This window comes from Saccharopolyspora gloriosae (assembly GCF_022828475.1).
GTDB classification, from domain to species: Bacteria; Actinomycetota; Actinomycetes; order Mycobacteriales; family Pseudonocardiaceae; genus Saccharopolyspora_C; species Saccharopolyspora_C gloriosae_A.
In genome coordinates this window covers 6,771,190-6,783,550 of the sequence record NZ_CP059557.1, presented here as the reverse complement: position 1 = coordinate 6,783,550, position 12,361 = coordinate 6,771,190, and the positions used below count along the sequence as shown (strand labels likewise).

The window sequence follows — 12,361 nt, the reverse complement described above, 5'->3', positions numbered from 1 at the left end:
CGACCGTTGACCAGATCGGGGTGGGCATCCCGAAGTTGCGGTCGAATTCGGAGAAGAGCTCCACACGTGCACCCACGTCCTGGAAGCGACTCGGATGCTGATCTGTTCGGGTGAAACTGGACCGATCCGGCCCTTCGCAGTCCGGCTCTTGAGGAAGCTGCGGTTCCTCCCAAACCAGGGGCGCGAATCCGCATCGGGGCTTCGCCCGCAGCCGAGAAGGACAGCAGTGACAGTCGACCACTCCCGCAACATCAGTCAAGATCCTCGGCTCGTCGACGATGACGCGACGCGGCACCTCTCCGCGGCCGCACACGCGCACGACGACTTCGCGGATGAGCTCGTCGAAGAGTTCTTGGCCGAACCGCGGCGGGCCGTCCCTCCTTCGCCAGGGCTCAACCCGGTGGCCGTGCTGTCGGAGGCGCTCGCGACGCGAAGGCGCCGGGTGGTGCGAGATTCCCTCGTCGTCGGCCTGTTCCTGGTAGTGCTCGTCACGTGGTGGTGGCTGGCCGTGCCGTGGCTGCTGGCCGTGGGTTCGGGGGTGTTCGTGCACTCTCTCGTTCGCCGGATTTCGACTAGGCGAGGGCGGAAGCGGATCTCCGGTGCGGGATGGATGCTGATCCTCTTCGGCGCATACCTCGGATCGATCGTGGGATCGTCGCTGGCCCTGCTCGGCGGGCTTGCGTTCGGGGACTCCGACGCACTCTGGAGCGCAGCCGGATTGGGCGGTTCCGACTACTACGACTACTACGATTACTACGACTCCGGGGAGACATCGGGCGGCAGCGGTGCCCCGATGTTCCTGATCGGCCTGCTCGCTTCGCTCGGTCTGCTGGCGGTGCTGCTGGTGGATCGGGTGCGCGTGCACCTCGCGCTGACCACGCGGTTCGAACCGAGTCGCTACTGGAACGGCGGACAGCACCTGCCGCCCTCGCCGGTCGGCGCCTGGTACACCGAGCGGCTGCACCACATCGCCCGCGCCGCGGCAACCTCGAACACGTTGGTGCACGACGGGTACGACCCGTTCGTGGGTGCGGGTGAGCGGGTGCACGCGTGGTCCATCGCTGTTCCACTTCGCGCCGTTGACGATGCCGAAGTCACCCTCAGCCGAGCCGACGTGCATGCCGGTGTCCGTGCGGGGGTGCTGGCGCTGCGGGGATCTGCCGAGCTGTCTCCCGGTGGCAGGCTGCGGGATTTGCAGGAGAGCCAGGAAGTGGTCACCTCGGCCGTCGCGCTACTTCGGCAGGCCGGCGACCCGATCGGGCGGGCGATCCTGCCGGACCCGGGGGCACCGCCGAACAGTGCGCTGGACCCGGCGGTGATCGCCGAAATCGTGCAGAACTCGCCGGAATGGGTCCGGCCGTACCTCTGCTTCCGGGTGGAGGGGTGGAGCAAAGAGCTGGTCGTGTCGACGTTCCTGCACGTTGCCTGCGACGACAAGATGCTCTACCTGGAGTGGAAGGCGTACGTGCTCAACCCGATCCGGCCGGAGTACCGCTACGAGCAGCTGAAGCTCCTGCGCGCCGACTACGCGGTCATGCGGGGTTTCGTCGACGCGGTCCTGGTTCCGGCGAGCCTCGGGCGCCGCGTCCTGCGGCTGTGGCGGGCCGCCCGCGACGGCCGCAAGCCGATGGGCGGCGGTTACTACGACCTGCCAGGCAGGTACGGCGCTCGCCGCGGCATCCGCGAGCTCGCGGCCGACGACGCAGGCACTACGTACTTCCACGATGAGGACAGCGTGCGTTACGTCAAACTCCTGGAGCGCCGCACGCTGGCGGCGGTCGGCCGAACCCTGACCGAACACGGGTTGAAGACGGACGAGTTCACATCGCAGTCCTCGACCATCACGCACTCGACGGTGATCAACGGAGGAACCTTCAGCGGGGTCAACGTCGTCGGGCAGGGAAACCAGGCCAGCACCGGCGGCCTGGGCGGAGAAAGGGAGTAATCGTGGCAGCGGAAGACACCCCACCTCAGCAGTCGGCCAAGGTCACTGGCGGCACCTTCTCCGGGGTGACCGTCGTCGGGCAGGGCAACGAGGTCAGCACCGGCTCGGTCAACGAGGGATCCCCTGAGCTGGACGATCTGCGGGGACTGGTCCAGGAGTTGATCGATGAGCTCAGCGACGAGGAGCCGGCGGACGCGCGCCGCGCTGTCGCTCACGATCGGGCGGAGCAGCTGTCCGAGGAGCTCGCCGAGCCGGCGCCTGAGCCGAAGCGAGTCCGCAAATCGTGGGAGCGGCTTGCTCCCGCGCTCGAGGTGATCAAACTCGGGCTGGACGTGCCCCGGATCGCGGATCTGGTCACCCGGCTGTTCTGAAGGCCGGTGACCACCAGAGCCTGCGTCCAGTCCTGGTGCGGATGTCCGCTGGTGACTACGCGGTGTTCCCGTCGGCTCGGGCGGATTTGTGACTGCGCAGTTCGACCGGGTCGTGCGCGCAGATGATGTCGATCTCCCCCGGGTGGTCGAGCCCGAGCTCCCGCAGGCGTCGCTGGTTGTGCTCGCGCAGTGCGCGGGCCGTGTCCACGTGTCGCTGGAACGCGCGCAGTGCCGGTGTGCAGTGCGGGGACGGCGCCATCTCCCCGTTGAAGAAGTAAGCGTCACCCGCGTGCAGCAGCCAGCCGGCGCCGGTGTCCACCGCGACTCCGGCGTGGCCGGTGGTGTGGCCGGGCAAGGGGACCAGCAGGATGCTCTCGGGCAGGTCGCGGAGAGCTCGGACGGCATCGAACCCGAACCAGCGCTCCCCGGAAAGGTCCTGGTACCCGATCCAGTCGGGTTCGTGCGCCCAGTGCCCCGGCCGGTACCTCCACGGGGCGCTCGGCCCGGTCGCCGCGCGCAGTTCCGGTCCGAAGACGTGCACTTGCGCGTGCGGGAAGTCGGGCAGTCCACCCGCATGGTCGATGTCGAGGTGCGTGAGCACGATGTGCCGAACGTCGGCGGGGTCGTGGCCAAGACGGCGGACCTGCCGCAACGCGGTTTCCTCCGGATCGAGGACCGGTCGCATGAGGCGCCGGAAAGCCCACGGCAGCGAGGACCGCGGATCCTGCACATCGGACGTGCCGAATCCGGTGTCGACGAGCACCAGGCCTTGCTCGGTCTCGATGAGCAGGCAGTGGCAGACCATCTCGGCGGAGCGCAGCACCCCGTCGGCCCCGTCGATCAGCCGTCCTCCGAGCGGGCGCATCGTCGCGCAGTTCAGGTGATGGACGCGCATCAGTGCAACTCCCCCGCTGTCTTCTCGTCGGCACGGTGCCGGCCGCTCGGCTCCTGGGTTCGGCACTTCTGCTTTTCGGCGATCACGGTCACGATCAACAACACCGGGGCGGAGGGTGTTCCGCAGGGGACGGAGACTCCCGCGGCGTGTCTCGCCGGTCGGGGCAGTCGTCGGACCGTGGCGCTCGTCCTCCGGGGAGCACGCCGCCGATGAGCACGAGAACCGCCGAAGCCGGCATCTCCACCTCGTTGATCCGGCCCCATCGGACTTCGCCGCGGTGCTCTAATCGGTAGATCAGCGCATATCGGACCTGGGGGTGCCGATGGTGTCGAGTGAACCGGTCAGTGGGTTTCGGGACGAAGCCGCGCGGCAGCGGTTTCTGCGGCGCTACGAGGTGGCGTTCCGGAAGTGGCCGGTCGCCCGCGAGGAGCTGGACGTCCGCACCCGGTTCGGCACCGTGCACGTCCACCGGTCCGGAGACGGTCCCGGCCCGCCGGTCGTGCTGCTGCACGGTCTGGCGGTGACCTCGGCGGCGTGGCATCCGAACGTCGCCGCGTTGGCCGCGCACCGCGCGGTCTTCGCCGTCGACATGCTCGGCGAGCAAGGCCGCAGCGTGCAGCAGAAGCCGATCCGGGATTTCGCGGACGAGGCCGCGTGGATCGAGGACGTGCTCACCGAGCTGGGCCTTGAACGAGCCCACGTGATCGGCGTTTCGCACGGCGGCTGGATGGCCGCCAACTACGTGGTGCGGTTCCCGGATCGTGCGGCCACGTTGACGTTGCTCGACTCGGTCGGGCTCAGCCAGGCACGAACGCGCTACCTGGTCGGGGTGTTCCAGGACCTGATTCTGCTGGCGGGTCCGCGGTGGCTCGCCGCGCGGTCGTCCTCCGAGACCGTTCCGACCGACCGCGACATCCTGCGTCTGACCTCGGCTTCCGCGCGGGACTTCAAGATCAGGCTGCCGAAGGCGGGCGTGCTCGGTGATGAGCAGCTCCGGAGCATCACCGCGCCGTTGCTCGTTCTGCTGGCCGAACGGAGCACGGTGCACCATTCGGACGTCGTCCAGGCCAGGCTGCGCGCGTTGCTGCCGTCGGCTGAGGTAAACGTGCTGCCCGGTGTCGGCCACAACTTCCCGATGGAGCGCCCCGAACTGGTCAACGACCGGATGGTCGAGTTCCTGGCGGCCGCGGATCGAGCCTGACGCCGGTCGAGGCGATCGTGGGGGCGGCTCGCCGAGGGCGGGAACAAATCGGGGTGCGCGACGCTTGATCTCGGTGCGTGGCCGGTTTCGCCGGTGATCGACCCCGGAAATTGGAAGGCCCCGCGGTGCTGCCAGGTCGGGGGTCCGACAGCACCGCGGGGTCACCATGCATATCGGCGGGACCCCCGGCGTTGTTACACAAGGGCCTCAAGGTGGCTCAAGTCACAGCTTTGTAGGTGAAACGAGACCGCTCGGTATAGCGATTCTGGCTTGTTGACCAGCGCATACGGTCATGCTCGACGGTCGGCGAATCTTCTGAACGAGGCGGGAGTCCACTCGTTCGGCGGAGCGGCCGCCGGCCCCAGCGGGGCCTGCGATGTGGACGGCGGTTTCCGGCGGCCCCGCCCGCCAGCATGCTGGCGGACATGGATGCACAGTTGCGCGAAGTGAGCCTCCCGTCCCGGATCGCAGAGCCCGGTGAGGGGATCAGCACGGCGGAGTTGGCGCTGGCCGCGCGCAACCACGGAATCCCGCTGGAGGCGCTGCGCTACGACGTCACGCCGATCGGGCTGCACTACCTGCTCACGCACTACGACATGCCCGCGTTGGACGCGGCGAGCTGGCGGTTGGCGATCACCGGTGAGGTCGGGGGCGCGCGGGAGTTCACGAGCTGCGGTCTCTGCCGTCGCGCACGGTGCGGGTGACCATGGAATGCGCGGGCAACGGCCGGGCCAGGCTGCATCCGCGTCCGGTGAGCCAGCCGTGGCTGGTGGAGGCGGTCGGCACCGCCGACTGGACCGGAGTACCGCTGCGCCACGTGCTGGAAGCGGCGGGCGTGGCCGACTCGGCGGTCGAAGTCGTGTTCACCGGAGCCGATCACGGCGTGGAACGCGGCGTGGAGCAGGACTACCAGCGCGGCCTGCCGTGGGAGGAGGCGCTGCGCGACGATGTGCTGCTGGCCTACGAGATGAACGGTCAACCGCTGCCGCCGCAGCACGGGCATCCGGTGCGACTGGTGGTCCCCGGTTGGTACGGCATGGCGCACGTGAAGTGGCTGCGCGAGATCAAGCTGGTCGACGAGCCGTTCACGGGTTTCCAGAACGCGGTGGCCTACCGCCTCAAGCAGTCCGCGGACGACCCGGGCGAACCCGCCACCCGCATCGAGCCGCGCTCGCTGATCTTGCCGCCGGGATTCCCCGACTTCATGTCCCGCGACCGGGTCGTACGTCCAGGTCCGTTGACGGTCACCGGCCGAGCCTGGTCCGGCCACGCGCCGATCACCCGTGTCGAGTTCAGCACCGACGACGGCACCACCTGGGCGGACGCCGAATTGGACGAGCCGGGACCGCGCTGGGCGTGGCGCGGCTGGCGCGCGAACTGGCGGGCGGAGCCCGGCGAACACCTGCTCACCGCCCGGGCCACCGACGCGGAAGGCCACGTGCAGCCCGTATCGGAGCCCTGGAACCGAGGCGGCTTCGCCAACAACCTCGTCCACCGCGTCCCGGTCACCTGCATCGACGACTGACAGTGATGATGTTCGTGGTGACGTTTCCGGTGGGTCTGACCCTTCGACTGACTGACGTTTCGACTGTCTGGTTTGGGATTTGTCGGCCCGCCGGGTGCCACCATGCACGCGGCCGGACGGGTGTTTGTGACTTCATAGGAGCTTGGCCAGAAGCCCCGTCACTGTCTTGTCCACCCGCCCGACCGGCGCGTGCCGCCCTCGGAACGGACACGCAAGGACGGACATGACCAGCATGACCCATGATGGCCCGAAAATCACCGGCGGAGTCGACACCCACGGCTTGACCCACCACGCGGCCGTGATCGACTCCGTCGGCCGGCACCTGGCTGACCGGGAATTTCCCGCCACAGTCCACGGCTACCGCGACCTGCTGCACTGGATGCGTGGTCACGGCACCTTGGTCACGGTCGGCGTCGAGGGAACCGGCGCCTACGGAGCCGAGCTGGCCCGGGTTCTCGCGGCGGCCGGGGTCGCGGTCACCGATGTCGACCGCCCGGACCGCAAGATCCGCCGGATGCAAGGCAAATCCGATCCGATCGACGCCTACGCCGCCGCCACCGCCGTGCTCTCCGGGCGCGCGACAGGCACCCCGAAAAGCCGGGACGGCGTGATCGAGTCGGTGCGCGTGTTACGAGTCGCACGCCGCAGTGCCGTCAAGGCCCGCACCCAGGCGATGAACCAAATCCGCGGCCTGCTGGTGTCGGCACCCGCGATGCTGCGCGCACAGGTCGCGGGACTGGACCGGGCCACGCTGCTGCGCACCCTGGCCCGGCTACGGCCCGGCGACGACCTCGGACACCCGCTGGCGGCGACCCGGGCGGCACTACGACGCCTGGCGCGGCGCCACCAAGCAATGGACATCGAGATCACCGAACTCGACGCCGAACTCAGCCCCCTCACCCGGCAGGCCGCACCCCAGCTGCTGGAACTATTCGGCGTCGGCCCTGACACCGCCGGCCAGCTCCTGACCACAGCCGGGGACAACCCCGAACGACTACGCTCCGAAGCCTCGTTCGCGCACCTGACCGGCGTCGCACCAATCCCGGCATCCTCCGGTCGCACCCACCGCCACCGCCTCAACCGCGGCGGCGACCGGGCCGCGAACAACGCCCTGCACACCATCGTCCTGGTCCGCATGCGCTACGACGAACGCACCCGCACCTACGTCGAACGCCGCACCAAAGAAGGACTATCCAAAAAGGACATTATGCGCTGCCTCAAACGATTCGTCGCCCGCGAAATCCACCGCACCCTGACCAGCACACCCACCAGATCAACCAGGCAAAACGACCTCACTCCAGCGGCTTGACATCTATAGGAGCATCCCGAGCAGCAGAACGGCCCGGCGACCTGAACCCCCGGCCCGTTCACCCCCCACCACATCCAGCACGACACGAGGCAAGCGTCATGTCTGCGGACAAAGCCATGCCCATCCGACGGCGAAAACCCAGCAAGAACCGCCAAGCAATCCTGCTTTACGGCGAAGCCGTGCTTTGGCGGCGAAGCCCGCGAAGGGCGGGCGAAGCCCCGCTTGCCTGGCGGCCGAAGGCCGTGCCTCGCGGCCGAAGGCCGTGCCTTGCGGCGTAGCCGTGCTTTTGGCGGCGTAGTCCGCGAAGGGCGGGCGAAGCCCCGCTTGCCTGGCGGCCGAAGGCCGTGCCTGTATGCGCGTCAGCGCATAGCCCACGTCGAAAAGCCGCTCACCGGCGGGTTCTCAGTTGGTCTCTCGCGAGGACAGCTTTTTCCCTCGTGGCGGAGCCACTTGGGAAAAAGATCCCGCAGCGAGAGACCAACTGAGGTTCCGCTACCCGACCCCCCAAGCAAAACGACCGGCTCACCGCTCAAGTATCGCCGTAACCCCCTGGCCGCCTGCTGCGCAGACGGAGATGAGCCCACGACCGGAGCCACGTTCGGCGAGCAGCTTCGACAGGGTCGCCACGATCCGGCCGCCGGTGGCGGCGAACGGGTGCCCGGCGGCCAGCGAGGAGCCGTTGACGTTCAGCTTCGCCGAGTCGATTTCGCCCAGCGGCGCGTCGAGACCGAGCCGGTCCTTGCAGAACTCGGGGTCCTGCCAGGACTTCAGCGTCGCCAGGACCTGCGAGGCGAAGGCCTCGTGGATCTCGTAGAAGTCGAAGTCGCCGAGGCCGATGCCGGACCGTTCCAGCAGCTTCGGCACGGCGTACGCCGGTGCCATCAGCAGGCCTTCGTCGCCGCTGACGTGGTCGACGGCGGCGGGCACGATGTCGCTCAGGTACGCGAGCACCGGCAGCTTGTGCTCCTTCGCCCACTCTTCGCTGGCCAGCAGGACCGTGGAGGCGCCGTCGCTGAGCGGCGTCGAGTTGCCCGCGGTCATCGTCGCGCCCTCGCCTTTGCCGAACACCGGCTTGAGCTTGGCGAGCTTCTCGGCGGTGCTGTCGGCGCGCAGGTTCTGGTCCCGCGTCTGGCCCTGGAACGGGGTGATCAGGTCGTCGAAGAAGCCGCGGTCGTAGGCGGCGGCGAGGCGCTGGTGGCTGCGGGCGGCGAGTTCGTCCTGGTCTTCGCGGCCGATTTCCCAGTCCAGCGCGGTGCGGGCGGCGTGTTCGCCCATCGACAGGCCGGTGCGCGGTTCGGAGTTCGCCGGGATGTCCGGCACCACGTGCTGTGGGCGCACGCCGGTGAACGCTTTGATCTTGGCGCCGGTCGTCTTGGCGTGGTTGGCGGCGAGCAGGACTCGGCGCAGGTCGTCGTTGAGCGCGATCGGCGCGTCGCTGGCGCTGTCCACGCCGCCCGCAATGCCCGATTCGAGCTGCCCGAGCGCGATCTTGTTCGCGACCGAGGTGACCGCTTCCAGGCCGGTCGCGCAGGCCATCTGCACGTCGTGCGCGGGGGTGCGCGGGTCCAGGCTGGAGCCGAGCACGGTTTCGCGCGCCAGGTTGAAGTCGCGGCTGTGCTTGAGCACGGCGCCCGCGACGAACTCGCCGACGATCTGGTTCTGCAGGCCGAAGCGGGCGAGCAGCCCGTCCAGCGCGGCGGTGAGCATGTCCTGGTTGGACGCCTGCGTGTAGGGGCCGCCGGATCGGGTGAAGGGGATCCGGTTGCCGCCGACGATCGCGACGCGTCGAGTGGTGGGCATGCGGGACTCCTTCGAGACGGGACCGGTGGTCCGTGCGGTTCTGGCTGCGGCGGTTCTGCCTGGGCGGCGGGTCGGCCGGGACGGGCCGATTGTGCGGGGGCTCTGGTGCCGACCCCTCGGACCCTCTAACCTACCCGCGGGTAGGTTAGACGTCGAGTCCGCTGCCCGCGCGCCCGGCGTCTTCTGGCGAGCGGGCCGACCCTGCCAAGTTCACCCGACCACCCGCCGTCACGGGAGTACGCATGTCCGACCGGTACCAGCAGTTCACCTCGACCGGGTTCGGTCGATCGTTCGCCAAGCGCCTCGGCCTGCCTACCCCCACGCCGTTGCGCCGCTACCGGCCCGGCGACCCCGTGGTGAACGGCCCGGTGCTCACCGGCGCGGCCACGGGTTCGCGTCTCGGCGACGCGATCTCCGCGACGCTGCGCGCCGTCGACGCCGAGATCCGCACCGAGTCCGCCGAAGACGCCCGCTACGCCGCGTTGGTCTTCGACGCCACCGGCATCACCTCCAGCGACCAGCTCAACCAGCTGCGCGCCTTCTTCAGCCCGGTGATCCGCCAGGTCGGCACCTGCGGCCGGGTGATCGTGCTCGGCACCCCGCCGGAGGAGACCACCGATGCCGGTGAACGCGTCGCGCAGCGGGCGCTGGAAGGCTTCGTGCGCACCGTCGGCAAGGAGCTCAAGCGCGGCGCCACCGCCCAGCTCGTCTACGCCTCCGAAGGCGCCGAGCAGTCCTTGGACTCCACGCTGAGCTTCCTGCTCTCGGCGAAGTCCGCGTTCGTCTCCGCGCAGGTCGTGCGGGTGGGCCGCGCCGAGGCGCCGACGGTGGACCGGGAGAAGCCGCTCAAGAACAAGGTCGCCCTGGTCACCGGCGCCTCCCGCGGCATCGGCGAATCCATCGCCGAGACCCTCGCCCGCGACGGCGCGCACGTCGTCTGCCTGGACATCCCGGCACAGGGCGACGACCTCGCGAAGGTCGCCAACCGCATCGGCGGCTCCACGCTCCAGCTCGACATCACCGCCGCCGACGCGCCGCGGCGCATCGCCGAGCACTTCGCCGAACGTCACGACGGGCTCGACGTCGTCGTGCACAACGCGGGCATCACCAGGGACAAGACGCTCGGCCGGATGGACGACGGGCGCTGGGACTCGGTGCTGGCGGTGAACCTCACCGCGCAGGAACGCATCAACGAGGCGCTGCTCGCGGACGGCTCGCCGCTGCGCGACGGCGGCAGGCTGATCGGCGTCGCCTCGATCAGCGGGATCGCGGGCAACGTGGGCCAGGCCAACTACGCGACCTCCAAGGCGGGCGTGATCGGCCTGGTGCAGGGACTGGCCCCGGTCGCGGCCCGGCGCGGCGCCACCATCAACGCGGTCGCTCCCGGCTTCATCGAAACGAAGATGACCGCGGCCGTGCCGCTGTTCATCCGCGAGGCCGGCCGCCGGATGAGCAGCCTCTCGCAGGGCGGGCTGCCGGTCGACGTCGCCGAGACCATCGCCTGGTACGCCAACCCGGCCTCGTCCGGCGTCAACGGCAACGTCGTGCGGGTCTGCGGCCAGAGCCTGTTGGGGGCGTGATGAGCACCGAAGTCGACGCGGCGCCGAACCTGTCCGCGCTGTACCTGAAGGCCGCCGTCTCCGGCCCGATCCGACGCGGTGGCGAACTGCCCGAGACGGAATACGTCCGGCGCGACATCGCGATCGACCAGGCGCACCTCGCCGAGTACGACCGGGTGTGCGGTTTCGGGCTGCGCGACGTGCTGCCCGCGACCTATCCGCACGTGCTCTCGTTCGGGCTGTCGGTGCGGTTGATGACGGATCCCGGATTCCCGTTCCCGCTGGTCGGTCTGGTGCACGTGGCGAACAGCATCACCGTGCACCGGCCGGTGCTGGTGACCGACCTGCTGACCCAGCGGGTCCGGGTGGCGAACCTGCGCCCGCATCCCAAGGGCAGGCAGCTCGACGTGATCACCGAGACCAGCGTCGAGGACGAGGTGGTGTGGTCGGAGACGAGCACCTACCTGCGCCGCGGCAAGTCCGACGATTCCGCGCCGCGCGCCGAGCGGGCCGCTGAGATCGAGGCGGGCTCCCCCGCCGCGTTCTGGCGGGTGCCCGCCGACCAGGGGCGCCGCTACGCGGCGGTGTCCGGGGACCGCAACCCGATCCACCTGCGGGCGCTGACGGCGAAGGCGTTCGGGTTCCCGCGCGCCATCGCGCACGGCATGTGGACGAAGGCGCGGGCGCTGGCCGCGCTGGAAGGCAGGCTGCCGGAGTCGTACACCGTGGACGTCGACTTCGTGAAGCCGCTGCTGCTGCCCTCGAAGGTGGAGTTCACCGAACTCGGAGACCCGCGCGTGGGCGCCACGTTCGCCGTGCACTCCCGTTCCGGAAAACCGCACCTGCTGGGCCGGGTGCACTGAACCTGCGGGAAGGCGGGTAAAGGTCCGCCGCAGCGCGGACCTGGATGAGGGAGGCGGGGATCGTCGCGTCAGGGGTCAGGAACGGACGACGCGACGCCCCCGCCCTCCCGTTTTCACCGTGATCCGCGCGGTGCGGCGGGACCTCAGTCGCCGTTGGCCGTGACGTCCGAGTCCGACGGAGTCCAGGCGCGGCCTTCGACGAGGTCGCCGAAGCCCATCCACGCGAGGTTCATCAGCCGCATCGCCAGCCCGTCCGCGGTGTGCTCGGGATGCTCGATCCACCAGTCCAGCAACGACTCGCTCGCGCCGACCAGCGCCGCGGCGAACGGTTCCATCTGCTGGATCTGCATCGGCCGCGCCGCGGATTCGGTGGCACGGGACAGCAACGTCGCGATCAGGATCACCGCCCGGTCCCGCCACTGCCCGAACTCGGTGGCGAACGGTTCACCGCCGGCTGCGGCCTGCCGGTGCACCAGCGTCCAGCTGGAGCGGTTGCGCTGCACGTAGTCGAAGAACACCCGCAGTCCGCGCCAGAGTTGTTCGTCGGGGCTCACGTCGGGGTCCACGGCGGTCCCGATGGCTTCGATGAGCCGGTTGGCCTCGCGTTGGATGCACGCCACGAACAGCTCTTCCTTCGAGCCGAGGTAGGCGTAGATCATGGGCTTGGAGATGCCTGCGACTTCGGAGATCTCGTCCATCGACGCGAGGTGGAAGCCGCGTTCGGCGTAGACCTCGACGGCGGCGTCGAGGATCTGGCGTTCCCGCACCGAGCGCGGTAGTCGCCTGCTGCGCGGCCGCGGGTGCGCCTCGTGATCGTCCGGGTCGGGCTGCATCCCACCTCCTGTTTCCTAGCCGTGGCGCTCGTCGGCGGGCCTGCCGATCGGGTTCCTCGG

11 protein-coding genes are annotated in these 12,361 nt (G+C 69.5%); 8 read left to right on the top strand and 3 right to left on the bottom strand.

The features are described from left to right. Nucleotides 1–226 precede the first annotated feature (226 nt). A complete protein-coding gene (locus H2Q94_RS30040; RefSeq protein WP_243790497.1) occupies nucleotides 227–1,945 on the top strand; it encodes a hypothetical protein in 1,719 nt (572 codons plus the stop codon). Nucleotides 1,946–1,947: 2 nt separating this feature from the next. After that, nucleotides 1,948–2,316 carry a hypothetical protein gene (locus tag H2Q94_RS30035; protein ID WP_243790495.1) on the top strand — a complete coding sequence of 123 codons (369 nt, stop codon included), beginning with the start codon at nucleotides 1,948–1,950 and terminating at the stop codon, nucleotides 2,314–2,316. A 55-nt stretch (nucleotides 2,317–2,371) separates the two neighbouring features. On the opposite strand, the gene H2Q94_RS30030 is transcribed toward H2Q94_RS30035, so the two are convergent. Then, complete coding sequence (locus H2Q94_RS30030; protein ID WP_243790492.1) at nucleotides 2,372–3,211, bottom strand: MBL fold metallo-hydrolase; 840 nt, start codon at nucleotides 3,209–3,211, stop codon at nucleotides 2,372–2,374. 322 nt (nucleotides 3,212–3,533) lie between these two features. Between H2Q94_RS30030 and H2Q94_RS30025 the strand changes: the two genes are divergently transcribed. The 4 genes from H2Q94_RS30025 to H2Q94_RS30010 all read left to right on the top strand — a co-directional run bounded on the left by H2Q94_RS30025 (nucleotide 3,534) and on the right by H2Q94_RS30010 (nucleotide 7,246). After that, the gene (locus H2Q94_RS30025) at nucleotides 3,534–4,412 is read left to right on the top strand and encodes an alpha/beta fold hydrolase (RefSeq protein WP_243790490.1); all 879 of its coding nucleotides are present in this window, start codon (nucleotides 3,534–3,536) and stop codon (nucleotides 4,410–4,412) included. Nucleotides 4,413–4,837: 425 nt separating this feature from the next. Then, nucleotides 4,838–5,116 carry a hypothetical protein gene (locus H2Q94_RS30020; RefSeq protein WP_243790488.1) on the top strand — a complete coding sequence of 93 codons (279 nt, stop codon included), beginning with the start codon at nucleotides 4,838–4,840 and terminating at the stop codon, nucleotides 5,114–5,116. A gap of 2 nt (nucleotides 5,117–5,118) precedes the next feature. Beyond that, entirely contained in the window at nucleotides 5,119–5,937 is an 819-nt protein-coding gene (locus H2Q94_RS30015) for a sulfite oxidase (RefSeq protein WP_243796003.1), read from the top strand. Between the two features lie 223 nt (nucleotides 5,938–6,160). Continuing rightward, nucleotides 6,161–7,246, top strand: coding sequence for an IS110 family RNA-guided transposase (locus tag H2Q94_RS30010; RefSeq protein ID WP_243790039.1), 1,086 nt, complete (start codon nucleotides 6,161–6,163; stop codon nucleotides 7,244–7,246). A 522-nt stretch (nucleotides 7,247–7,768) separates the two neighbouring features. Here the strand turns inward: H2Q94_RS30010 and H2Q94_RS30005 are convergent. Then, nucleotides 7,769–9,046, bottom strand: a complete 1,278-nt coding sequence (locus H2Q94_RS30005; RefSeq protein WP_243790486.1) for an acetyl-CoA C-acetyltransferase — start codon at nucleotides 9,044–9,046, stop codon at nucleotides 7,769–7,771. A gap of 242 nt (nucleotides 9,047–9,288) precedes the next feature. On the opposite strand from H2Q94_RS30005, the gene H2Q94_RS30000 reads away from it, so the two are divergent. Then, the gene (locus H2Q94_RS30000) at nucleotides 9,289–10,626 is read left to right on the top strand and encodes a 3-oxoacyl-ACP reductase (RefSeq protein ID WP_243790484.1); all 1,338 of its coding nucleotides are present in this window, start codon (nucleotides 9,289–9,291) and stop codon (nucleotides 10,624–10,626) included. Further along, nucleotides 10,623–11,468, top strand: a complete 846-nt coding sequence (locus H2Q94_RS29995; RefSeq protein WP_243790481.1) for a MaoC family dehydratase — start codon at nucleotides 10,623–10,625, stop codon at nucleotides 11,466–11,468. The genes H2Q94_RS30000 and H2Q94_RS29995 overlap by 4 nt, the downstream gene beginning before the upstream one ends. A 143-nt stretch (nucleotides 11,469–11,611) precedes the next feature. Here H2Q94_RS29995 and H2Q94_RS29990 read toward each other — a convergent pair whose 3' ends face one another. Continuing rightward, entirely contained in the window at nucleotides 11,612–12,301 is a 690-nt protein-coding gene (locus tag H2Q94_RS29990) for a TetR/AcrR family transcriptional regulator (RefSeq protein WP_243790479.1), read from the bottom strand. Between the last annotated feature and the right edge of the window lie 60 nt (nucleotides 12,302–12,361).

Excerpts from the sequence above, each read along its gene's own strand:
- H2Q94_RS30030 (WP_243790492.1), bottom strand. The coding sequence starts at position 3,211 with ATGCGCGTCCATCACCTGAACTGCGCGACGATGCGCCCGCTCGGAGGA.
- H2Q94_RS30025 (WP_243790490.1), top strand. The coding sequence starts at position 3,534 with ATGGTGTCGAGTGAACCGGTCAGTGGGTTTCGGGACGAAGCCGCGCGG.
- H2Q94_RS30020 (WP_243790488.1), top strand. The coding sequence starts at position 4,838 with ATGGATGCACAGTTGCGCGAAGTGAGCCTCCCGTCCCGGATCGCAGAG.
- H2Q94_RS30015 (WP_243796003.1), top strand. The coding sequence starts at position 5,119 with ATGGAATGCGCGGGCAACGGCCGGGCCAGGCTGCATCCGCGTCCGGTG.
- H2Q94_RS30010 (WP_243790039.1), top strand. The coding sequence starts at position 6,161 with ATGACCAGCATGACCCATGATGGCCCGAAAATCACCGGCGGAGTCGAC.
- H2Q94_RS30005 (WP_243790486.1), bottom strand. The coding sequence starts at position 9,046 with ATGCCCACCACTCGACGCGTCGCGATCGTCGGCGGCAACCGGATCCCC.
- H2Q94_RS30000 (WP_243790484.1), top strand. The coding sequence starts at position 9,289 with ATGTCCGACCGGTACCAGCAGTTCACCTCGACCGGGTTCGGTCGATCG.
- H2Q94_RS29990 (WP_243790479.1), bottom strand. The coding sequence starts at position 12,301 with ATGCAGCCCGACCCGGACGATCACGAGGCGCACCCGCGGCCGCGCAGC.